The organism is Streptomyces sp. NPDC047453, from assembly GCF_040643155.1.
Classification (GTDB): Bacteria; Actinomycetota; Actinomycetes; order Streptomycetales; family Streptomycetaceae; genus Streptomyces.
In genome coordinates, this window is record NZ_JBEYTS010000005.1 from 237,723 (window position 1) to 259,594 (window position 21,872).

General features: G+C 71.9%; 21 protein-coding genes and 1 tRNA gene. 12 read left to right on the forward strand and 10 right to left on the reverse strand.

The window, feature by feature from the left end; translation table 11 throughout:
• The first annotated feature begins 44 nt into the window (after positions 1 to 44).
• From ABZ818_RS07810 to mscL, 5 genes are all read left to right on the forward strand, one after another.
• Positions 45 to 383, forward strand: a complete 339-nt coding sequence (locus ABZ818_RS07810) for an FmdB family zinc ribbon protein (RefSeq protein ID WP_361412026.1) — start codon at positions 45 to 47, stop codon at positions 381 to 383.
• Positions 384 to 458: 75 nt separating this feature from the next.
• Complete coding sequence (locus tag ABZ818_RS07815) at positions 459 to 1,292, forward strand: S-methyl-5'-thioadenosine phosphorylase (protein WP_361412028.1); 834 nt, start codon at positions 459 to 461, stop codon at positions 1,290 to 1,292.
• Positions 1,293 to 1,372: 80 nt separating this feature from the next.
• Positions 1,373 to 1,756 (forward strand): hypothetical protein, encoded by a 384-nt coding sequence (locus tag ABZ818_RS07820; protein WP_361412030.1) that lies wholly within the window; start codon positions 1,373 to 1,375, stop codon positions 1,754 to 1,756.
• Positions 1,647 to 2,261: a hypothetical protein gene (locus ABZ818_RS07825; protein ID WP_361412092.1), complete on the forward strand. Its 615-nt coding sequence runs from the start codon at positions 1,647 to 1,649 to the stop codon at positions 2,259 to 2,261. The genes ABZ818_RS07820 and ABZ818_RS07825 overlap by 110 nt, the downstream gene beginning before the upstream one ends.
• 63 nt (positions 2,262 to 2,324) lie before the next feature.
• Positions 2,325 to 2,783 carry a large conductance mechanosensitive channel protein MscL gene (gene mscL / locus ABZ818_RS07830; RefSeq protein WP_361412032.1) on the forward strand — a complete coding sequence of 153 codons (459 nt, stop codon included), beginning with the start codon at positions 2,325 to 2,327 and terminating at the stop codon, positions 2,781 to 2,783.
• 28 nt (positions 2,784 to 2,811) lie between these two features.
• On the opposite strand, the gene ABZ818_RS07835 is transcribed toward mscL, so the two are convergent.
• The gene (locus ABZ818_RS07835) at positions 2,812 to 2,994 is read right to left on the reverse strand and encodes a hypothetical protein (RefSeq protein ID WP_361412034.1); all 183 of its coding nucleotides are present in this window, start codon (positions 2,992 to 2,994) and stop codon (positions 2,812 to 2,814) included.
• A 95-nt stretch (positions 2,995 to 3,089) separates the two neighbouring features.
• Here ABZ818_RS07835 and ABZ818_RS07840 point away from each other — a divergent pair, with 95 nt between their 5' ends.
• Entirely contained in the window at positions 3,090 to 4,118 is a 1,029-nt protein-coding gene (locus ABZ818_RS07840) for a P1 family peptidase (RefSeq protein ID WP_361412036.1), read from the forward strand.
• Between the two features lie 206 nt (positions 4,119 to 4,324).
• Positions 4,325 to 5,071 (forward strand): DUF6227 family protein, encoded by a 747-nt coding sequence (locus tag ABZ818_RS07845; RefSeq protein WP_361412038.1) that lies wholly within the window; start codon positions 4,325 to 4,327, stop codon positions 5,069 to 5,071.
• Positions 5,072 to 5,156: 85 nt separating this feature from the next.
• Here the strand turns inward: ABZ818_RS07845 and ABZ818_RS07850 are convergent, their stop codons facing one another.
• The 5 genes from ABZ818_RS07850 to ABZ818_RS07870 all read right to left on the reverse strand — a co-directional run bounded on the left by ABZ818_RS07850 (position 5,157) and on the right by ABZ818_RS07870 (position 11,293).
• A complete protein-coding gene (locus ABZ818_RS07850; protein WP_361412040.1) occupies positions 5,157 to 5,411 on the reverse strand; it encodes a hypothetical protein in 255 nt (84 codons plus the stop codon).
• 113 nt (positions 5,412 to 5,524) lie between these two features.
• The gene (locus ABZ818_RS07855) at positions 5,525 to 7,708 is read right to left on the reverse strand and encodes a fructose-specific PTS transporter subunit EIIC (RefSeq protein WP_361412042.1); all 2,184 of its coding nucleotides are present in this window, start codon (positions 7,706 to 7,708) and stop codon (positions 5,525 to 5,527) included.
• A gap of 136 nt (positions 7,709 to 7,844) precedes the next feature.
• Positions 7,845 to 8,792 carry a 1-phosphofructokinase gene (pfkB, locus tag ABZ818_RS07860; RefSeq protein WP_361412044.1) on the reverse strand — a complete coding sequence of 316 codons (948 nt, stop codon included), beginning with the start codon at positions 8,790 to 8,792 and terminating at the stop codon, positions 7,845 to 7,847.
• The gene (locus ABZ818_RS07865) at positions 8,789 to 9,550 is read right to left on the reverse strand and encodes a DeoR/GlpR family DNA-binding transcription regulator (RefSeq protein WP_361412046.1); all 762 of its coding nucleotides are present in this window, start codon (positions 9,548 to 9,550) and stop codon (positions 8,789 to 8,791) included. Before ABZ818_RS07865 ends, pfkB begins: the two co-directional genes overlap by 4 nt.
• 198 nt (positions 9,551 to 9,748) lie before the next feature.
• On the reverse strand, positions 9,749 to 11,293 hold the full coding sequence (locus ABZ818_RS07870; RefSeq protein WP_361412048.1) for an MFS transporter: 1,545 nt from the start codon (positions 11,291 to 11,293) through the stop codon (positions 9,749 to 9,751).
• A 63-nt stretch (positions 11,294 to 11,356) separates the two neighbouring features.
• On the opposite strand from ABZ818_RS07870, the gene ABZ818_RS07875 reads away from it, so the two are divergent.
• On the forward strand, positions 11,357 to 12,355 hold the full coding sequence (locus tag ABZ818_RS07875; protein WP_361412050.1) for a YafY family protein: 999 nt from the start codon (positions 11,357 to 11,359) through the stop codon (positions 12,353 to 12,355).
• Between the two features lie 396 nt (positions 12,356 to 12,751).
• On the opposite strand, the gene ABZ818_RS07880 is transcribed toward ABZ818_RS07875, so the two are convergent.
• Positions 12,752 to 13,750, reverse strand: a complete 999-nt coding sequence (locus ABZ818_RS07880; RefSeq protein WP_361412052.1) for a sigma-70 family RNA polymerase sigma factor — start codon at positions 13,748 to 13,750, stop codon at positions 12,752 to 12,754.
• 446 nt (positions 13,751 to 14,196) lie between these two features.
• Complete coding sequence (locus ABZ818_RS07885) at positions 14,197 to 14,988, reverse strand: class III extradiol ring-cleavage dioxygenase (protein ID WP_361412054.1); 792 nt, start codon at positions 14,986 to 14,988, stop codon at positions 14,197 to 14,199.
• Positions 14,989 to 15,089: 101 nt separating this feature from the next.
• Here ABZ818_RS07885 and ABZ818_RS07890 point away from each other — a divergent pair, with 101 nt between their 5' ends.
• Positions 15,090 to 15,617, forward strand: a complete 528-nt coding sequence (locus tag ABZ818_RS07890) for a MarR family transcriptional regulator (RefSeq protein WP_361412056.1) — start codon at positions 15,090 to 15,092, stop codon at positions 15,615 to 15,617.
• Between the two features lie 107 nt (positions 15,618 to 15,724).
• Here ABZ818_RS07890 and ABZ818_RS07895 read toward each other — a convergent pair whose 3' ends face one another.
• Entirely contained in the window at positions 15,725 to 17,272 is a 1,548-nt protein-coding gene (locus ABZ818_RS07895; protein WP_361412058.1) for an MFS transporter, read from the reverse strand.
• Between the two features lie 244 nt (positions 17,273 to 17,516).
• Positions 17,517 to 18,170, reverse strand: a complete 654-nt coding sequence (locus tag ABZ818_RS07900) for a helix-turn-helix domain-containing protein (RefSeq protein WP_361412060.1) — start codon at positions 18,168 to 18,170, stop codon at positions 17,517 to 17,519.
• A 397-nt stretch (positions 18,171 to 18,567) separates the two neighbouring features.
• Between ABZ818_RS07900 and ABZ818_RS07905 the strand changes: the two genes are divergently transcribed.
• From ABZ818_RS07905 to ABZ818_RS07915, 3 genes are all read left to right on the forward strand, one after another.
• Positions 18,568 to 19,854 carry a M6 family metalloprotease domain-containing protein gene (locus ABZ818_RS07905; protein ID WP_361412062.1) on the forward strand — a complete coding sequence of 429 codons (1,287 nt, stop codon included), beginning with the start codon at positions 18,568 to 18,570 and terminating at the stop codon, positions 19,852 to 19,854.
• Between the two features lie 335 nt (positions 19,855 to 20,189).
• A complete protein-coding gene (locus tag ABZ818_RS07910) occupies positions 20,190 to 21,692 on the forward strand; it encodes an IclR family transcriptional regulator C-terminal domain-containing protein (protein WP_361412094.1) in 1,503 nt (500 codons plus the stop codon).
• A gap of 55 nt (positions 21,693 to 21,747) precedes the next feature.
• Positions 21,748 to 21,820: transfer RNA gene (locus ABZ818_RS07915), tRNA-Arg, on the forward strand.
• Positions 21,821 to 21,872 lie beyond the last annotated feature (52 nt).

Below are 21,872 nucleotides of genomic sequence, written 5' to 3' on the forward strand. Positions count from 1 at the left end.
ACCGTCGTTAGCACTCATCGAGTGAGAGTGCCAGGAGGAAGACAGTGCCCACCTATCAGTACCAGTGCACCGAGTGCGGCGAGGGCCTCGAGGCGGTGCAGAAGTTCACCGACGACGCGCTCACCGAGTGCCCCGGTTGCGATGGCCGCCTGAAGAAGGTGTTCTCCGCGGTCGGCATTGTCTTCAAGGGATCCGGCTTCTACCGCAACGACAGCCGAGGCTCCTCCTCGAGCAGCAGCCCGGCGTCGTCGAAGTCGTCGAGCCCGTCTTCTTCGGGTTCCTCGTCCTCCTCGTCGGACTCTTCCTCCGGCTCGTCCTCTTCGTCGGGGTCGTCGGGGTCGTCCTCGACGACCCCGAGCTCGGCCGGCAGCTCCGCCGCCTGACGTCTTCCTTCCGGGACCCCGCCGTCGTGGGACGGTGGGGTCCTCGGCGTGTGCGCGGGCGCTAGTGTGCTGGTCATGGCGAACGCAGAGATCGGTGTCATCGGCGGTTCCGGCTTCTACTCGTTCCTCGACGACGTGACCGAGGTCCGGGTGGACACGCCGTACGGGGCACCCAGCGACTCCCTCTTCCTCGGTGAGGTCGCCGGCCGGCGGGTCGCCTTCCTGCCCCGGCACGGCCGGGGCCACCGCCTCCCGCCGCACCGCATCAACTACCGGGCCAACCTGTGGGCGCTGCGCTCGGTGGGCGTGCGCCAGGTGCTCGGGCCCTGCGCGGTGGGCGGGCTGCGCCCCGAGTACGGTCCGGGCACGCTGCTCGTGCCCGACCAGTTCATCGACCGTACGAAGTCCCGGGCGCAGACCTACTTCGACGGGCTGCCGCAGCCCGACGGCACGATGCCGAACGTCGTGCACGTCTCACTGGCCGACCCGTACTGCCCGGTGGGCCGGACCGTCGCGCTGAAGGCGGCGCGCGGGCGGGACTGGGACGCGGTGGACGGCGGCACCCTCGTCGTGGTGGAGGGACCCCGCTTCTCGACCCGGGCCGAGTCGTTGTGGCACCAGGCGCAGGGCTGGTCGGTGGTGGGCATGACCGGACACCCCGAGGCGGCGCTCGCCCGTGAACTGGAGCTCTGCTACACGTCGCTGACGCTGGTCACCGACCTGGACGCGGGCGCGGAGACCGGCGAGGGCGTCTCGCACGAGGAGGTGCTGCGGGTGTTCGCGGCCAACGTGGAACGGCTGCGGGGCGTTCTGTTCGACGCGGTGGCCGCGCTGCCCACGACCGAGCAGCGGGACTGCCTGTGCGGTGGCGCGCTGGGCGGGATGGACCCGGGGTTCGCGCTGCCGTAGTGGGACGGAGTTGCTCCTTCGGGTGAGGGAGTTGTCCACAACCGGCGGGTAGCACACGGGCTCCGGCGGGCGGCTGCGCGATGCCTCATCGTGGGCGTGGCAAGCCGAAATCCCCGTCTGGTGGTGGTCCGCATGTCCCTGCCGTCTCCGTCCTCTCCGCCTTCGTCCTCTCCGTCTCCGTCCTCTCCGCCTTCGTCCTCTCCGTCTCCGTCCTCTCCGCCTTCGTCCTCTCCGCCTTCGTCCTCTCCGCCTTCGTCCTCTCCGCCTTCGTCCTCTCCGTCTTCGTCCTGGCCGTTGCCGCCTTCTCCGTTGCCGTCTTCTCCGGTGCCGCCCGCTCCCCTGCCCGCCCCGCCCCTGCCTTCCTCTCCGCCGCCCTCCCCCTGGCCGGGCACTTCAGCTTCCTCGGCGTCCCTCACGCGGTCCTCTCCGTACGCGCCCGGTACGGACGCCCCGGCCACATGTGAGGTGCCGCACTTCGCGCCGGTGCGCGTGCGCGGCGGGCGGTACGGGCTGCGCCGGCTCGTACGGCACCGGGGGCGCGCGGTGGCGGCCGGGCTCGCCGTGACCGCGGCCGCGCTCGTGGCGGCGGGCCCGCGGGATGCTCCGGACCCCTCTCGCAACGGACCGGCCCGCGGACAGCCCGCGCCGGCCGACGGAGCCGGTCAGGCCGCCGGGCGCCGCGGCGCGGACCGGGTGCGCACGGTGATCGCGCCCGTGCGCATCGCGGACGCGGCCACGGTCCGGCTGCTGCGCCCCGGCGACCGGGTCGACGTGATCGCCGCGGAGGATCCGGCGACAGGCGGGCAGGCCCGGGTGGTCGCACACGGCGCCCGGGTGGCCAAGGTCCCGGAACCCGTGGACGACGTGGCCGGGGGCGGGGCACTGGTGGCGCTGTCGGTACCACGCTCCACCGCGGCGGGGCTGACCGGGGCGAGCGCGACGGCCAGGCTGGCGGTGACCCTGTGGTGAGCCGTAGGTTGCGGAGCTGTTTGTTCCGCACGTTGCAATTGCATGTCCAAGGAGGGGCCCCAGGTGAGCGACAAGAAGGACCCGAGTGTCTGGCAGGGCTTCAAAGCCTTCCTGATGCGCGGGAACGTCGTCGATCTGGCAGTAGCGGTGGTCGTCGGCGCCGCCTTCACCAACATCGTCAACGCGGTGGTGAAGGGGATGATCGGTCCGGTCATCGGAGCGATCGGCACCAAGAACCTCGACCATTACGACTCGTGCCTGAGCGCCACCTGCAAGGGCGATCAGGGCATCCAGATCATGTGGGGTTCGGTGCTCGGCGCCACGCTCCAGTTCCTGATCACCGCCGCGGTGGTCTACTTCCTGATGGTCCTGCCCATGGCGAAGTTCCTGGCCCGCCAGGAGGCACGGAAGAAGGCGAGGGAGGGCACGGAGGAGGTCGTGGAGCTGACCGAGCTGGAGGTACTCAAGGAGATCCGCGACGAGCTGGTCGCCCGGCGCCGCTCCGAATACGGCGAGCGGTAGCGTCCGCGGTCCGGCGGGTCCACGCGCCTCAGAGGTGGTGGGGAGGCTTCTCGTCCAGGAAGCGCTTGAGGTCGGCGGCGGAGTCGCCGTCCGTGCGCTCGCCCCACCCGCGGTCGGTGTCGTCCGCGGACTGCTGGCTCAGCGGGTCGTCGAAGATCAGCGCGGCCTTCGGGTCACGCGGTTCGGGGGCGGGCTCGGGGGCGGTACTCATGCCTCAAGGGTACGGTCCGCGGCAGGCGGCGTGACGTTGCACGCCGTTCCTCCGAAGAGGCCCGTGGCTGCGCCGCGCCCGGGAGACTGGCTCCCATGACTGTGGACGCTCTGACGGACGTCGAAGGCGTGCGGGTGGGACATGTGACGCGCACGGGCGGCGGTTGGCTCACCGGCACGACGGTCGTGCTCGCGCCGGAGGGCGGCGCCGTCGCCGCCGTGGAGGTGCGCGGCGGCGGCCCCGGAACCAAGGAGACCGACGCCCTCGATCCGCGCAACCTGGTGCGGACGGTGGAGGCGGTCGTCCTGACTGGCGGCAGCGCCTACGGGCTGGACGCCGCCTCGGGGGTGATGGCTTGGCTGGAGGAGCGGGGGCGCGGGGTCAGGGTCGGCCCGGACCCTTCGCATGTCGTACCGGTCGTACCCGCCGCCTGCGTGTTCGACCTGGGCCGCGGCGGTGACTTCCGGGCCCGGCCGGACGCGGTCACCGGACGCGCCGCGGTCGAGGCCGCGGCGGCGAGCGAAGTGGGCGGGCGCGTGCCAGAGGGGTGCGTGGGCGCCGGGACCGGAGCGGCCGTGGGACCGCTCAAGGGAGGAGTCGGCACGGCGAGCACGGTGCTCGACTCGGGCATCACGGTGGCCGCGCTGGCGGTGGCCAACGCGGTGGGCTCGGCGGTCGATCCGGAAACGGGAGTGCTGTACGGGGAGTTGTTCCAGGGACCGGTGGACTACCCCGACGCGCGGGTGCACGAGGCCGCGCGGCGGCGCCTCGCCGAGGCTGCCGCGAGAAACACGCCGCCGCCACTGAACACCACCCTGGCGGTGGTCGCCACCGACGCGGACCTGACCAAGGCGCAGGCGCAGAAGCTGGCCGGCACGGCGCACGACGGCATCGCGCGCGCCGTACGTCCGGTGCACCTGCTCAACGACGGCGACACGGTGTTCGCGCTGGCCACCGGGGCGCGTCCGCTCGACCCCGGCTCCCCGCTCGCCCTGAACGAGATCCTCGCGGCGGGCGCGGACCAGGTGACCCGCGCGATCGTCCGCGCGGTAAGGGCCGCCGAGGCGGTGACCGGACCGGGCGGGGACTGGCCGGCCTACGAGGAGCTGTACGGCGCCCGTTGACCTCCGGTGCCGCCCCCTGTCCGGTCCCCGCTTCACAACGCCCTGTTGATCAGCGGATTTTGACGGAACGACGGCTCACACGGGAACTTCTCGCGCGTGCCGGGCGTTTTCCTCGCGGACGTTTTCTCGGTTCGCGGACATGATGCTCGACCGAGGGGCTACGGTATGCACCCACAAGGTGACATGCAGCAACGCCGGGAGAAACCTTGAGCGTTCCGTACGAGACGACTGCGTACGAGCCACGCGAGTCGCCCGAGTCTCCGGAGGAGCACCTCGCGCGACTGCTCGGCCGCGCCCTGAACTCCTTCGAGTTACCCGACGAGACCATACGGCGACTCGACTGCGCCCTGGCCTACGACGGTTCGCTGCACTCGGCGCACCACAGCGCCGGACTGCACCGGGAGACCTACCGGCATACCTGGCTGCTCGCCGACGGCTCGGCGCTCACCCTGTGGGAGCTGGTGCACAACACCGCGCCGGGCAGCGAGGTGCAGCACGAGGTGTACGACGACGATGAGGAACTGAGCACCGCCACGGCGCGGCTGCCGCTCCCGCCGGACGCGCCGGAGTTCGAGCTGCCGGTGCTGGTCCAGCTCTCGCCACTGCCCCAGGCACGGCACGCGTACGCGTCCGACGACTCCGCCGACCACGCACGCCGTCTGCTGCGGCGCGCGGAGAACGCCGACCGGCCGGGCGCGGACGTCGCGTCCCTGCTGGCGGCGGCGTCCGGTCACCGGATCACCCAGGCCTTCGGCCGCCCCTGCCGCGCGGGCCGCGCCGGGCTGTGCTTCTCGCTCTACGAGCACGCGTTCCTGCTGGACGACGGCGTGGAGATCTCGCTCTGGGAGGTCGAGCACACGGCGACCCCCGACGGTCGCCACATGTGCGAGGTGTACGTGACGGAGGACGCGGCCCGCGGCGCGATGGAACGGCGCGCGGCGCAGATGTCCTAGACGGCGCAGATGTCCTGGACCTCGCTGGCCGGTGCCGACGGCTACGGCGTGGAGGCGGCCGCCGCCTGCTCGGCCGGGGTGAGCCTCAGCGGCCGTTGCCGAGTCGACGTACCAGACCCGCGAAGGCGTCCTTCTCCTCCGGGGTCAGTTCCACGAACTCCCGGCCGGGTCCGGCCCCGCGCTGGAGCGGGAGGCCCGACAGCCTCGGGGTGGACTGCTGTCGAGCGGTCTCGAGGCGGATGCCGCGTCGGATGCGGGCGAGGCCGATCAGGCAGGCGACGGTCAGCGTGGCGGGGACGGCCACACCTATCCACATCAGGGTCGAGACATGCTGAGGCATGTGCTCAGTAGACACCACGGTCCGGGACTTTGGCCCCGGACCGTGACGTATCTCGCAGGTGCCGTGAACAACTCACAGTGCACCAAAGGGACAAGGAGGCAGGAGGGAGCCGCTCAGGCCGCCACCGGCTGCTTCCGGTCGGCGGGCTCGGTCGGCGCGCCCTCGCCCGCCTCGGCGGTCGCCGCGCCCGGCACCGGCTTGCGCAGCGTCTTCAGGCCGACCACCAGGGCAGTGGTCACACACACGCCCGCCGCGATGGCGATCAAGTAGAGGAACGGGTTGCCGATCAGCGGGACCACGAAGATACCGCCGTGCGGGGCACGGAGCGTGGCACCGAAGAGCATCGACAGGGCGCCGGTGAGCGCGCCGCCGACCATCGACGACGGGATGACGCGCAGCGGGTCGGCCGCCGCGAACGGGATGGCGCCCTCGGAGATGAAGGAGGCGCCCAGGACCCAGGCGGCCTTGCCGTTCTCCCGCTCGGTGTGGGTGAACAGCCTGCCGCGCACGGTCGTTGCCAGGGCCATCGCCAGCGGCGGGACCATGCCGGCCGCCATCACCGCGGCCATGATCTTCATCGCGGAGTCACTGGGGTCGGAGACCGCGATACCGGCGGTGGCGAACGTGTAGGCGACCTTGTTGACCGGACCGCCGAGGTCGAAGCACATCATCAGGCCGAGCAGCGCGCCGAGCAGGACGGCGTTGGTGCCGGTCAGCCCGTTCAGCCAGTCGGTCATGCCCTTCTGCGCGGTGGCGATGGGCTTGCCGATGACCACGAACATCAGGAACCCGACGACCGCCGAGGAGATCAGCGGAATCACCACCACCGGCATGATGCCGCGCAGGGGCGCCGGGATGCGCACCTTCTGGATCGCCATCACCACACCACCGGCGATCAGACCCGCCGCCAGGCCGCCGAGGAATCCGGCGTTGATGGTGAGCGCGATCGAGCCGCCGACGAAGCCGGGGACGAGTCCGGGGCGGTCCGCCATGCCGTAGGCGATGTAGCCGGCCAGCACCGGGACGAGGAAGGCGAAGGCCACACCGCCGATCTGGAACAGCAGGGCGGCCCAGCTGTCCGCCTGGGTCCAGACGAAGTGGTCCATCACCGACGGCGCCTTGTTGATCTCGTAGCCGCCGATCGCGAACCCGAGGGCGATCAGCAGACCACCTGCGGCGACGAAGGGAACCATGTAACTGACGCCGGACATGAGCCACTTGCGCAGCTTCGTGCCGTAGCCCTCGCCCGCTTCGCCGGCCCGCTCGACCGGGGTGCCGCCCGGCGCGGGCGCCGCGGTCACCTCACCGCGCGCGGCCTTGCCGCGGACCTCGGTGATCAGTTCGCCGGGCCGGTTGATGCCCGCCTTCACGCCGACGTCGACGACCGGCTTTCCGGCGAAGCGGTCCTTGTCGCGTACGGGGACGTCGTGGGCGAAGATCACGCCGTCCGCGGCCGCGATCACCGCCGGGTCGAGCCGGGTGAAGCCCGCCGAACCCTGGGTCTCGACGACGACCTCGACGCCCGCCTCACGGCCGGCGTTCTCCAGCGACTCGGCCGCCATGTAGGTGTGCGCGATACCGGTGGGGCAGGAGGTGACGGCGACGATCCGGAACGGACGCTCGCCCTCGCCGCTCGTGTCCTTGGCGCTCACGCCCTCGCCGGCCGCGCCCTCGCCGCTCGCGTCCGGCGTCGGGGCCGTGCTGCCCGCCACGGCGCTGGAGGAGGCCGCCCCCGGCGTCGCGGCGGTGTCTTCAGGGGTGTCCTGCGCCTCGGCGGAGACGCCTTCGGCGGTCGCGGCGGAGCCCTCGGCGTCCGCCGCGGAGTCCTTGGCCGCTGCCGTGGCCTCGCCCGGAGTCTCGTCCCCGCGGATGAGCGCGGTGGCGGCCGCCGCGTTGTCCACCGAACGCAGTGCGGAGGTGAACTCGTTGTTCATCAGCTGCCGGGCCAGCGACGAGAGGATCTTCAGGTGGGCGTCGTCGGCGCCGGACGGGGCCGCGATCAGGAAGATCAGATCGGCGGGGCCGTCCGCCGCGCCGAAGTCGATCCCGGCCGCGCTGCGCCCGAAGGCCAGTGTCGGCTCGACGACGTGCTCGCTGCGGCAGTGCGGAATGCCGATGCCGCCGTCGAGGCCGGTCGGCATCTGCGCCTCGCGGGCGGCCACGTCGGCGAGGAAGCCCTCCAGGTCGGTGACCCGGCCCAGGGCCACCATCCGTTCGGCGAGGGAGCGCGCCGCCGCTTGCTTGGTGTCGGCGGACAGGTCGAGGTCGACCAGGTCCGCGGTGATCATGTCGCTCATCGCGGGCTCCTTAGCGCGCGTATCGCCCGGTCAGTGGGGTGGGCGGGGGTGGGGACGGGGGCAGTGCGGGGAGAGTTGGAAGCGGTGCGGGTCGGCGGAGGTGTCGTACGGCACCGGGTGCGGGGCGGGCGGGGGGTCATGTCACCGGCTCCGTCAGCGCGCGGTCCACCGGCACGTCCGCCGTGACCGTCACCGCCGCCGGGTCCAGGTCGGCGGGTGTCGGCATCAGGCTGCCCGGCAGCTGGACGGCGGCCGCGCCGTGTGCGACGGCAAGGGCCAGGGCCTCCGGCCCGGTGCCGCCGGCGATCAGGAACCCGGCAAGGGAGGAGTCGCCGGCACCGACGTTGCTGCGGACGGCGTCCACGCGCGCGCTGCCGAACCAGGCGCCCGCCTCGTCCACGAGCAGTTGCCCGTCGGCGCCCAGGCTCGCGAGGACGGTGCGCGCGCCGAGCCCGCGCAGCTCCTCGGCCGCCTTCACCGCGTCGCCGACCGTCGCCAGGGAGCGGCCGACGGCCTCGGCGAGCTCCGCGGCGTTGGGCTTGACCACGTCGGGGCCCTCGCGCAGCGCCGCCAGCAGGGCGGGCCCGGAGGTGTCGAGAGCGATGCGCACACCGGCCGCGTGCGCCCGCGCGACCAGGTCGGCGTACCAGGACGGCGCGAGCCCGCGCGGCAGGCTGCCGCAGCACGCGATCCAGTCCGCGCCGTGCGACTGCCGCCGCACGGTCTCCAGCAGCAACTCCTGCTCCTCGGCGGAGAGTTCCGGACCCGGTGCGTTGATCTTCGTCAGGACGCCGTCGGCCTCCGCGAGCGCGATGTTCGAGCGGGTGCCCCCGGCGACCGGCACCGGCGCGACGTCGATGCCCTGCGCGTCGAGCAGGTCCGCGACGAGCGCGCCCGGGGCGCCGCCCAGGGGCAGGACGGCGACCGTGCGCCGGCCGGCGGCCGCGACGGCGCGTGAGACGTTCACGCCCTTGCCGCCCGGGTCCATGCGCTCGCCGGTGGCCCGGACGACCTGGCCGCGTTCGAGCGAGGGGACCTCGTAGGTCCGGTCCAGGGAGGGGTTGGGGGTGACGGTGACGATCATGCGCGTACTACTTCCGTGCCGGCGCGCTCGATGGCGGCCGCGTCCTCGGGACTCAATCCGCTGTCGGTGATCAGCAGGTCCACGTCGTTCAGGCCGCCGAAGCGGGCGAAGTGCTCCTGGCCGTGCTTGGCGGAGTCGGCGAGCAGCACCACACGGCGGGCGGCGGCGATCGCCGCGCGCTTCACCGCGGCCTCGGCGAGGTCGGGGGTGGTCAGACCGTGTTCGGCGGAGAAGCCGTTGGCGGCGACGAACAGCACGTCGGCGCGGATCTCGCCGTAGGCCCGCAGCGCCCAGGCGTCCACGGCGGCGCGGGTGCGGTTGCGCACCCGCCCTCCCACGAGGTGGAGCTGGAGACCGGGGTGGTCCGCGAGGCGGGCGGCGATCGGCAGGGAGTGCGTGACGACGGTGAGCGAGGCCTCCAGGGGCAGGGCGGCGGCCACACGGGCCACCGTCGTGCCTGCGTCGAGGATCAGCGTGCCTTCGGCCGGCAGTTCGGCCAGGGCCGCCTTGGCGATGCGGTCCTTCTCGTCGGCGGCGGTGGACTCGCGCTCGGTGAGGTCGGGCTCGAAGTCGAGACGGCCGGCCGGGATGGCGCCGCCGTGCACCCTGCGCAGCAGGCCCGCGCGGTCGAGGGCCTTCAGGTCGCGGCGGATCGTCTCCGCCGTCACCTGGAACTCCTCGGCGAGCGACACGACGTCCACGCGGCCGCCGTCCCGGGCGAGCCGGAGGATCTCCTGCTGCCGCTCCGGTGCGTACATGTCCGCTCGCCTCCGACTGATGCCCGAACTTGTGGTTCCTCCCGGAGGCTACGCCGGGACGTCCAGGAAGTAAACAGGTTCGGGCATGGAACCGGACATGAACGGACTTCCGGTCGTGTCCGGGTACGCCGATGGGCCCGGCACCGAGGGTGCCGGGCCCATCGGCCCTCGTGCGGCATAGGCCCACGTTCGCGCAGGTCAGCCCACCAGTTCGCCCGCCCGCTGTGCCACCACGGCCGGCTCACCGGCCGCCTCCGTCCCGGCCTCCTCGGCGTCCTCCGCCTGGCGGCCCGGTCGCTTGGGCAGGGCCGACATCAGGACGAAGATGACGCCCAGCACCGCCGCCACCCACACCAGCGCGTGCTGGAAGGCGTTGACGAAGGCCGGACCCACCTCGGCCGGGGCCAGGCGGTCGCCGATGACCCCGAAGAACACCACCGACACCAGGCCGAGTCCCAGCGCGTTGCCCATCTGCTGCACGGTGTTGATCAGGCCGGACGCCGAACCCGCGTGCTCACGCGGGACCTCCGAGAGCACCGCGTCCGTCAGCGGCGCCACGATCAGGCCCATGCCCACGCCCATCACGACCAGCGGGAGCGCCATCTGCCAGGGGGCGATGTGCAGGCCGTACCGCTCGGACTCCCAGATGTAGAGCAGGACACCGGCCGCCATCACCAGCGCGCCGGCCTGGAGCACCTTGCGGCCGAAGCGCGGGACCAGCTTCTGCACCGACATCCCGGCCGCGATGGACACGGCGATCGAGAACGGTACGCCCGTCAGGCCCGCCCGCAGCGGGCTCCAGCCCAGGCCGACCTGCATGTACAGCGTCCAGACCAGGAAGAACACACCCAGCGCGACACCGAAGACGGTCTGCACCGCGATACCCGCGGCGAAGCTCTTCACCCGGAACAGCGACAGTTCGATGAGCGGCGAGCCGTCCCGCGCCGCCTTGCTCCGCTCATACGCCACCAGCGCCGCGAAGACCACCAGCGCGCCCGCCATCGAGACGTACCCCCACAGCGGCCAGCCCAGCTCGCGGCCCCGGGTCAGCGGGTAGAGCAGCATCAGCAGGCCCAGGGTGACCAGGGCGACCCCGACGAGGTCCAGCTTGAGGGCCCGAGGAGCCTTGGACTCGCTGATGAAACGGTTGCCGAGGACGAGGGCCAGGACGCCGACGGGCAGGTTGATCAGGAAGATAGGCCGCCATTCCAGCCCGAACAGGTTCCACTCGGTGAGCAGCGCGCCGAGCAGCGGGCCGGAGACCGCGCCCAGGCCGACGATCGCGCCGAACAGGCCGAAGACCTTGCCGCGTTCGTGCGCCGGGAAGGTGGCGTGCACGATCGAGAGCACCTGCGGGACCATCATCGCCGCCATGGCGCCCTGCAGGAGACGGGCGGCGACCAGCATGTCGGGGTTCGCGGCGAAGCCGCACAGCGCGGAGGCGAGGGTGAAGCCTCCGATGCCGAGGAGGAACAGCCGCTTGCGGCCGTGGATGTCGCCGAGCCGGCCGCCGGTGATCAGCCCGGCCGCGAAGGCAAGGGCGTACCCGGCGGTGATCCACTGGATCTGGCTGAAGGACGCGCCGGCGTCCTGCTGGATGGACGGAATCGCGATGTTGACGATCGTGACGTCCACGAGGTCCATGAAGGCCGCGGTCATCACGATCGCCAGCGCGAACCAGCGACGGCGGTCGGCGGCGGGGGCCGGGGCCGGGCTGTCGGCAAGGGTTTCGGTGGAGGACATGACGCCAAACCTAGGCAGGCATTAGGTCAGATCGTGTCCCACTTCTGCGGCATCCTCGGATTTATGACGACGGACACTCCGGCCCGGCTCCTCCAGCTCCTCTCCCTCCTCCAGACGCCCCGCGAGTGGCCCGGCGGCGAACTCGCCGACCGGCTCAGGGTGTCCCGGCGCACGGTCCGGCGGGACATCGACCGGCTGCGTGAGCTGGGCTATCCGGTGCAGGCGACCAAGGGCGCCGACGGCGGCTACCGACTGGTCGCGGGGAAGGCCATGCCGCCCCTCGTGCTCGACGACGAGGAGGCGGTGGCGATCGCGGTCGGGCTGCGCGCGGGGGCCGGGCACGCGATCGAGGGCGTCGACGAGGCGTCGGTGCGGGCGCTGGCGAAGCTGGAACAGGTGCTGCCGACCCGGCTGCGGCACCGCGTCTCCACGCTTCAGGCCGCGACGACTCCGCTGACCAGCGGCGACGGGGCGAGCGTCGCGACGGAGACGCTCACCGTCATGGCCTCCGCGGTGGCGGGGTACGAGCGGCTGCGGTTCGCCTACCGGGCCGGCGACGGGGCCGTGTCGCGGCGGCTGACCGAGCCGTACCGACTGGTGTCGACCGGTCGGCGCTGGTACCTCGTGGCGTACGACCTGGACCGCGCGGACTGGCGGACGTTCCGCGTCGACCGGGTGAGCGAGCCCTTCGCCACCGGTGCGCGGTTCGCTCCGCGGGAGCTGCCGACCGGAAGCGCGGCCGAGTACCTCAGGCAGTCGATGTACCGCAGGCAGGAGACCTACACGTTCGCGGTGGCTTTCGCCGACCCGGCCGAGGTGGTCGCGGCGCGGCTGCCCTCGTGGCTCGGCACCCCGGAGCCGCTCGACACGGGCGGCTGCCGGCTGCGGGCCACGGCCGGCGACCGGGTGGAGTGGCTCGCGGTGCGGCTGGCGATGCTGGGGTGCGAGTTCACGGTGGAGGAGCCCGATGAACTCGTGCAATGCGTACGGCAGTTGGGGGCACGGCTGACGCGGGCCGGCGGGGGCGGCGGCCTCCCTGCGGCGCGCGCCCCGGGCGACTGAAGTGGAGCCGAGCTCCGGCGCCCCGGGGGGAGAGGCGCCGGAGCCCGGCTCTGGGTAAGTCCCGGCGCCGGGGGGAGTGCGTCGGGACGTGGCTCTGGACGTCAGTGCGTTCCGCCGAAGCGGCCTGGAGCCGGTCCGGTCCGGAACCCGTCCGGCGGTCCAACTCCTGGGCTCTGAAGGGTTGTTCCCGTGCCCCCGCCGCTTGAAGCGGCGGTACACGGCCATGTTTGCGCGGCCCTTCGCCACCGGGCGTACGCGGTCGCCCGGTGCACCGACAACCTCACGCGCCCGGTCTGCCCGGTCTCACCACGCCCCGGCCGGGACGAACGTCCTCGGGGACGGGCATCCCTGCGCGCCCCTGGACGTCTCCCTGGCCGGATCCCGTTCGGAACGGCCTCACGCCGCCGCGTCGAACCCGGTGTCGCGGGCCAGCTTCTTCAGCTCCAGCAGCGCGTGCTTCTCGATCTGGCGGATGCGCTCACGCGTCAGGCCGTGCTCCTTGCCGACCTCGGTGAGCGTACGCTCGCGGCCGTCCTCTATGCCGTACCGCATCTTGATGATCGAGGCCGTGCGCTGGTCGAGGCGGCCGATGAGGTCGTCGAGCCCCTCGCTGCGCAGCAGCGTCATGACCGACTGCTCGGGCGACACCGCGGAGGTGTCCTCCAGGAGGTCCCCGAACTGGGTCTCGCCCTCGTCGTCCACCGACATGTTCAGCGAGACCGGGTCACGGGCCCAGTCAAGGACGTCCGAGACGCGCTCGGGCGTCGAGCCGAGGTCCTCGGCGATCTCCGCGGGCTCCGGGTCGCGGCCGTGCTCCCGGTTGAACTCGCGCTGCACACGTCGGATGCGGCCCAGCTCCTCCACGAGGTGGACGGGCAGCCGGATGGTGCGCGACTGGTCCGCTATCGAGCGCGTGATCGCCTGGCGGATCCACCAGGTGGCATACGTCGAGAACTTGAAGCCCTTGCGGTAGTCGAACTTCTCCACCGCGCGCACCAGGCCGGCGTTGCCCTCCTGGATCAGGTCCAGCAGGGGCAGGCCACTGCGCGGGTAGCGCCGGGCGACCGCCACGACCAGGCGCAGGTTGGAACGGATGAAGACGTCCTTCGCCCGCTCCCCCTGGGCGACCAGGGCCCGGAGCTCCGCGTCGGTGGCGTCCGTCTTCGTCTCCTCGTGCCGGTCGAGGACCTGCCGCGCGAACACACCCGCTTCGATGATCTGGGACAGCTCGACTTCCTTGGCGGCGTCGAGCAGCGGTGTACGCGCGATCTCGTCGAGATACATGCCGACCAGGTCGCGATCGGCGATCTCGCCGCCATGGGCGCGAACACTGCTTGCCGCGTCGGCCGTCTCGCCGGTGGCGGACTGACGACGGGCGACGGCACGGGTTGCCATGCGTGCTCCCTTGCGATGGTGGGTCAGCGGGTGGTCCTTCAGATGCTTGGCACCTGCCTCGGAACTCTCCTCGGGTGCCCGGCATCCGATGGAAACAACGACTGGAATCCGGACAGAATTCCCAACCCGCCCGCCAATTTTCTGATCATGCAGTACCCTGTTTCGCCGCAGCCGCCGAACGTCGCCGCCGACGGATACGGAACCGCAGGTCAGCGTGGCATCGAGGGCCTCCCCGGGCCCCTCACGGACCCCGACGGATGCCCCGCATGTGAGACTCCGCTCACACCAATGGCGCCACTCCGGGAAGAGCGTCCCCTTCGACCTCTTCGACCGCCTTCCACCCTGATGGACGAATCGCTCCGATGGAAGGTTGCCGCAAACCCGGACTCTCGGGAAAATCCAAGACTCCCCACACCCTCGTCTTACGCAGCGGGGGCGCACATGTCTCAGCCGAACTGCACCGAGCGCTTGGCCAGGCCCATCCAGAAGCCGTCGATCACGGACTTCTGCGTGCCCAGCTCACCGCCGGCCTCCGCCGCGCCCATGGTCACGAACAGCGGGGCGAAGTGCTCGGTGCGCGGGTGGGCGTACCGGCCGGCCGGGGCCTTGCCGAGGAAGTCCAGCAGGGCGTCCCAGTCGCGGGTCTCCAGGGCACGCCTGCCCCAGTCGTCGAACTCCGCGGACCAGCTCGGCACCCCGCCCCCGGTGTGCCGCAGGGCGGCCAGGTTGTGGGTGAAGAAGCCGGAGCCGACGATCAGCACGCCCTCGTCGCGCAGCGGCGCCAGCCTGCGGCCGATGTCCATGAGCCGGACCGGGTCGAGGGTCGGCATGGAGACCTGGAGCACGGGGATGTCGGCCTCGGGGAACATCTCGACGAGCGGGACGTAGGCGCCGTGGTCGAGGCCGCGGTCCGGGACGTCCTGCACGGGCATTCCGGGCGCGCGCAGCAACTTCCGTACGCTCTCGGCGAGTTCGGGCGCGCCGGGGGCGTCGTACCGCACCCGGTAGTAGTGCTCGGGGAAGCCCCAGAAGTCGTAGACCAACGGGACCGTCACGGTGGCGCCGAGGGCCAGCGGGGCCTCCTCCCAGTGCGCGGAGACCACGAGGATCGCCTTGGGGCGGGGCAGCTCGGCGGACCAGGCGGCGAGCTGGCCGGGCCAGACCGGGTCGTCCGCGAGCGGCGGGGCACCGTGGCTGAGGTAGAGGGCGGGCATGCGCTCCCGGGTGGTGGCGGACATGGTGGCGACTCCCTGCGACTGGATGCTTGAAAGCTAAAGCTCTGTCCTCACATTACGCGCGGTTTGTTTAACCTTCAAGAAGTAGCTCGTACAGTGGACGTATGAACACGGCACCCGCTTCCGCCCCCGAGCCCGCCGAGGCCGATGCCCACCGCTGGCTCACCGCCGAGGAGCAGCGCGTCTGGCGTTCCTACCGGCACGCCACCACCCTGCTCGAGGACCACCTCGACCGCCAGCTCCAGCGCGACGCGGGCATGCCGCACATCTACTACGGCCTCCTCGTCAAGCTCGGCGAGGCCCCGCAGCGCCGGCTGCGGATGACCGAGCTGGCCATGGACGCCAAGATCACCCGCTCCCGCCTCTCCCACGCGATCGCCCGCCTGGAGAAGAACGGCTGGGTGCGCCGCGAGGACTGCCCCTCCGACAAGCGCGGCCAGTTCGCGGTCCTGACGGACCAGGGCCTCCAGGTGCTGCAACGCACCGCTCCGGGCCATGTGACCGCCGTACGCCAGGCGCTGTTCGACCGCCTCAGCCCGGAACAGCAGAAGTCCCTCGGCGAGATCATGCAGATCGTCGCCGAGGGACTCCAGCCGAACGAAGCGGGTGCGGACCTGCCCTGGCTCCGCTGAGGTACGTACGGCCCGGAGGGGCTGAAGTACGTACCGCCCGGGGGCACCTCAACAGGGTCTGAGCGGGCGCCTCAGCAGGTGAATCAGCGGGTGGTTCAGTGAGTGGTTCAGTGGGCGATGACCGGCACCGCCACCTCGTCCTCGGCGCCCGCGCCGGAACCGGACCCGGTCACCTTGGTACCGCCCGGACGACCCGCGTCGACGAGGGTCAGGGCGATCACGGCGGCCACGACCAGGATGCCGACGGCGAACCAGATGGCGCTGGTATAGCCGTTCACCATGGCCTGCAACTGCACCAGCTGCTGCTGGGGCTTGGTGGCGGCGTCCGCGATGTGGTCCTGGATGTACGAGGTCGTGGCCGAGGCCGCGATCGTGTTCAGCAGGGCCGTACCGATGGCACCGCCCACCTGCTGCGAGGTGTTGACCATCGCGGAGGCGACGCCCGCGTCCCGCGGCTGGACACCCTGCGTGGCCAGGGACATGGCGGGCATGAACGCCGTACCCATGCCGAGGCCCAGCAGCAGCATCGCGGGCAGCAGCACGGCGGCGTAGGAGGAGCCGATCTCCAGCTGGGTCAGCAGCAGCATGCCGGTGGCGGCGACCAGGAAGCCGGGGCCCATCAGCAGCCGCGGTGCCACGCGGGTCATCAGGCGGGCGCCGATCTGGGTGGAGCCGGTGATCATGCCCGCGACCATCGGGAGGAAGGCGAAGCCGGTCCGCACCGGCGTGTACCCCCGCACGACCTGGAGGTAGTACGTGAGGAAGAGGAACAGGCCGAACATCCCGATGACCGCGAGGCCCAGCGACAGGTAGATCCCGCCGCGGTTGCGGTCGGTGACCACGCGCAGCGGCAGCAGCGGGGCCTTCACCCGCGACTCGACCAGCGCGAAGGTCGCCAGCAGAACGGCGGACGCGACGAACATCGAGACGGTCAGGGTGTCGCTCCAGCCCTCGGACTCGGCGCGGGTGAAGCCGTACACCAGGGCGACCAGGCCGAGGGTGGACAGCACCACGCCCGGGACGTCGAGCGGGGAGCGGTTGCGGCCGCCGGCCGGCTCACGGATGACGAAGTAGGCGCCGGCCGCGGCGACGACGGCGAACGGGATGTTCACGAAGAACGTCCAGCGCCAGTCCAGGTACTCGGTGAGGAATCCGCCGAGGATCAGGCCGACGGCGCCACCACCACCGGCGATCGCGCCGTAGATGCCGAACGCCTTGGCGCGCTCCTTGGCGTCGGTGAACGTCACCGCGAGCAGGGAGAGCGCGGCGGGCGCGAGCAGCGCGCCGAAGACGCCCTGCAGCGCACGGGCGCCGAACATCATCGCGCCGGTCGTGGCCGCGCCGCCGAGCGCGGAGGCCACCGCGAAGCCGATCAGACCGGTCACGAAGGCGCGCTTGCGGCCCCACAGGTCGGCGATCCGGCCGCCGAAGAGCAGCAGTCCGCCGAAGGCGAGGGCGTAGGCGGTGACGACCCACTGCCGGTTGCCGTCGGAGATGCCCAGGTCCTGCTGGGCGGAGGGGAGGGCGATGTTCACGATGGTCGCGTCCAGCACGACCATCAGCTGGGCGAGCGCGATGAAGACGAGCGCCTTCCAGCGGCCCGGGTCACCGGACTTGTCCGGGGCGCCGGGAGCCTTTGCGGCTGTTTCAGACATGGGGGTACCCACTTCGGAACTTCGTGACGGAAAAAGACGAGAAAGGACAGGAAAGGACAGGAAAGGCCGGGAAGAGGCGGGAGAAGACGAGGAAAGACGGAAAAGGTGGTGTCGGAAGATCGCGCCGACCGTCACGGTCGGCCCGGGGCTCGGTTGCGGATGATGAGTTCGGTGGGCGGGGCGGCGGCCGGCCGTGACGCGGTGACGGCCGGAGTGCGGATCCGGGCCGACCGCTCCCGGTTGGTCAGGCCTGGCGGAGGTCCTCCAGGGTCGCGGTCGTACCCGGCAGGGCGGATCGGGCCGGGGCCCGCAGCCCGTCCAGGAACAGTTGCAGATGACGGTGCACGAAGCGGTCGATGCTGCCGCAGCCGGTGCCGGCCGGCGGCCGGGAGAGCTGGGCCACGGCGACCATCACGTCGCCGACGCCCACGTCGGGGCGCAGTTGCCCGGCCTCCTTGGCGCGGTCCATGACCTCCTCGACGAGGTGCTCGACCCTTGTGCGGGCGGCTTCCATGTCGGGGTGGTTCCGGTCGAAGGTGCTGGAGACCATGGGGCACAGCGCGCTGATCCGCTCGTCGGCGGAGGCGTGCACGAAGTGCTCCAGGGCGTCGAAGGCGTCGCCCGTCTCGGCGAGCGCCCGCTCGGCCGCCCGAGCCGTACGGTCCATGACGGAGCAGACGACCTCGCGTACGAGGGCGTCGCGGTCCGGGAAGTTGCGGTACAGCGTGGCGTTGCCGACGCCGGCCCGGCGGGCGATCTCGTCGAGCGGCACCTCGGGCCCGTGCTCGACGAACATCTCGCGGGCGGCCGTGACGATCCGCTCCCGGTTGCGCAGGGCGTCGGCGCGAGGCCGGGTCGCCTTGCGCAGTTCGGGATTCGCGGTCGTCGCGGTCTTCACGGCGTACTCCTCAGGTCGATCGGTCAGTCGGTCGGGCGGCCGGCTGGTCAGCCGACCCGTCGGTAAGTCGGGCGGTGGGGCGGTCGATCGGCCGGCCGGCCCGCCGGTCAGCCGGGCGGGCGGGCGGTGAGTCGGGCGGGCGGGGCGATCCGGGGAGCGAGTCCCCGTTTCGCTCGGACACATGACCAAACGGGGAAGAGGTCCCCGGTTATTTCCCGACCGCCGCGAGTTTTTCCGTGACCTGAGTCACACCCATCTGGACGCACGCATTTCGCACGACCGGGCGGCCCGTCCCACGACCGGACCGCTCCAGCGCGCGCCGAACGGCCCAGCGACACAGGGTGATCACAAGGGTGCAGCCGGGAACTGGCGGCTGCCCGGCGCGAAAGGTGAACGCATGCAGGTGCAGCCGCCCCGCCGCCGCCGTAAAGGCCCGATACCCAAGCGCCGTGCGGTCGCCCTGGGCTCCGTCACGGCGCTGATCCTCGCGGTCGGCACCTCTGCGGGAACCGGTCACCTCAGGGCGGGCGGCCCGGAGACCGGGACGGCTGCGCTCTCCCCCGCGCTGATCCCCTGCATGATCAGCGGAGCCTCTTCGGTCCAGATGTCGGAAGGCGTCCCCACCACCGGCGGCTACGCCCGCTCCCTCGGCACCGTCCACGCTCTGACCTTGATGATCGACTTCTCCGACGCGCCCGGCGAGGACAACGCGCTCGACCGCTTCCACGAGTTCTTCCCGCAGACCCAGGAGTGGTTCCGCACCGCCTCCTACGGCCGCCTCGACTACCGCGCGCAGACCCCCATCACCCGGTGGCTGCGCATGCCGAAACCGTTCAAGGACTACGGCCTGGAGCGCGGCGCCCCGTTCGACCCGGGCTACCGCCAACTGATCAAGGACATAGTCGAGTCCGCCGGACCGACGGTGGACTTCCGGGACTACGACCTGATCAACATCCTCATGACCCCGAACGCGGGCCCCTCCGCCCTGGACACGGTCCTGTCGGTGACCTTCGCCGGCAACTCGGACGCGCCCGTCGCCAACGGCGTCGCCATGGCCAACGTGTCCTTCATCTACTCCCGCCAGGACGACGGCTCCGGCTCGTACGAGAACACCGGCTTCCGCGTCCTGCCCCACGAGAACGGCCACGTCTTCGGCCTGCCCGACCTCTACACCCAGGAAGGCGGGGAGGCGGTCGGCCACTGGGACATCATGAGCGAGGACTGGGGCGCCAACAACGACCTGCTCGGCTGGCACAAGTGGAAGCTGGGCTGGCTGGACGCCTCCCAGGTGAGCTGCGCGTCCAAAAAGGGGTCCGCCGAGTACACCCTCACCCCGCTGGGCCGGGCGGGCGGCCACAAACTGGTCTTCGTCCCCCTCGACGGACGGACCGGCTACGCCCTCGAACTGCGCACCCGGGAGGGCAACGACGAGGAGGTGTGCCGTCCGGGGATCCTGGTCTACAAGGTCAACGCCGAAGTCGACACCGGGCAGGGCCCGATCAAGGTCCACGACTCCCACCCCCACTCCGGCGGCTGCACCCGCAGCCCCAACGTCGAGGCGGAACTCTCCGACGCGCCCTTCGCACCGGGCGAGTCCTTCAAGGATCCCAAGGCACACATCCGCGTCGACGTGATCTCGGCCGACCGCGCGGGGAACTACCGGGTGCGGGTCACTCGGCAGTGACGCGAGGAGTCTGCGGGGAGCGGGAGTGGGAGCGCACCGGGGCCGAGGCGGGTGGGCGAGATGAGGTGAGATGGGGGGAGGCGGGGTGAGGCCGGCGGTGGGGTGAGTGACGCGGACGAGTTCGCGAACGGACTACCGTAGGCCTGCTGCGACCGCCACCGTACCGGAGAGCCGAGCCGATGCCCGCGAACACCACGACGGATCCGGAGGCCCACGGGGCCGCCGGCGCCGACGCCCGCATCGGGCCCTCCACGGCAGGTACGCACCCGGCCGCACCCGCCGTACCTGCGGCACCCGCCGCACCGGCCGCACCCGCCGAGGCGGTCGCCCCGCTGATGCGGGGCGTAGCGGTGCTGCGGCAGCTGACGCTGGCCGGGGGCGCGCTGAGCCCCAGCGCCCTGGAGCGTGCGACGGGCCTCGCCCGCTCGACGGTGGACCGCATCACGGCGACGCTCGCCCGCATGGGATACGTCCGCCTCGACGGCCGGGACGTCGTCCTCACCCCCCGCCTGATGGAACTGGGCAACGCCTACCTGGCCGCCCTGCGCCTGCCGGCCCTGCTCGGCGCGCGCGCCGACGCACTCGCCGACGAACTGGACGAGTCGGTGTCCCTGGCGGTCGGCGACCGCGACGGAATCCGCTTCATCCACCAGGCGACCCGCCGCCGCGCGATGTCCCTGAGCTTCCGCATCGGCGACCTGCTTCCGGCCGAACGCACCGCGCCGGGCGCGCTGTTCGCCACGGAGTGGACGGACGAGGACTGGCGCCGCTGGCACGAGCGCCGCTCGGCCGACCCGGGGGACCGGAACTTCCCTGCGGTACCGCCACGTTCCCCGGGACGGCCGGACGACTTCGAGGAACGAACCACTCAAGCCGGCCGGGAGGACTGGTCGTTGGACGACCAGCTGATCGAACCTGGCCTGGTCGCGGTCTCCGTCCCGGTACGGAACCCCGCCGACGGCCGGATCGCGTGCGTGGCGAGCGTGGTGAGCCACACCAGCCGCCACTCGGCACGTGAATTGCGCACGACGCTGCTGCCCCGCCTGCGGGAGACGGTCACGGCCATGGAACGGGACCTGCGCGAGGCCCCGCCCCCGGCGCCCGTCCCGCCGCCGTCGGGCCTGGCGACGTGGACCGCCGCCTCGAAACAGGAACTGGGCCGCGACTTCATCGAATCCCTGGCCCGCGGGCTGACGGTCCTGACGGCCTTCGACGAGGGCCGGACCGCCCTGACCCTGACGGAGGTGGCCAAGGCCACGGGCCTGGCCAGGGCGACGGCGCGCAGGGCGCTGATCACCTACGAGCACCTGGGCCTGGTGAGCCAGTCCCGGGACACCCGTACGTTCACCCTCACCCCCCGGGTCCTGTCCCTGGGCTTCCCGCCCCTCTCCCGCGCCTCCCTGTCCGGGATCGCCCAGCCGCATCTGGAGGACCTGGCGGCCCACGTGCACGAGACGACCTCCCTCGCCGTGCTGACGCCGTCCGGCGAGGAGATCCAGTACACGGCGCGTGCCACCACGAGCCGCATCATGAGCGTCGACATCACGGTCGGCGCCCGCCTCCCGGCCCGCGCGACGTCCCTGGGCCGAGCCCTCCTGGCAGGCCACGGCTACGCCCTGGTCGACGAGGAACTGGAACAGGGCGTGCGCTCGATCGCCGTCCCCATCCGCGACCGCACGGGCAGAGCGGTCGCCGCGACGAACATCGCCCTGCACGCGGCCCGCCACACCCGCGAGGAGTGCATCGAGGACCTCCTCCCCGCCCTGACCCGAACCGCCCACCACCTGGAGGAAGACCTCCACATGGCCTCCCGCTTCACCCGTGTCGCCCTGACCTGACTCCCCACCGCCCCAATCCGGTACGCTGACGCCTGTGGCCCACACGCCACGATCCGCCTTCGTAGCTCAGGGGATAGAGCACCGCTCTCCTAAAGCGGGTGTCGCAGGTTCGAATCCTGCCGGGGGCACAGCTTGCACCGCAGGTCAGAAGGCTAGCGGCCCCCCGTTCCATTCGAACGG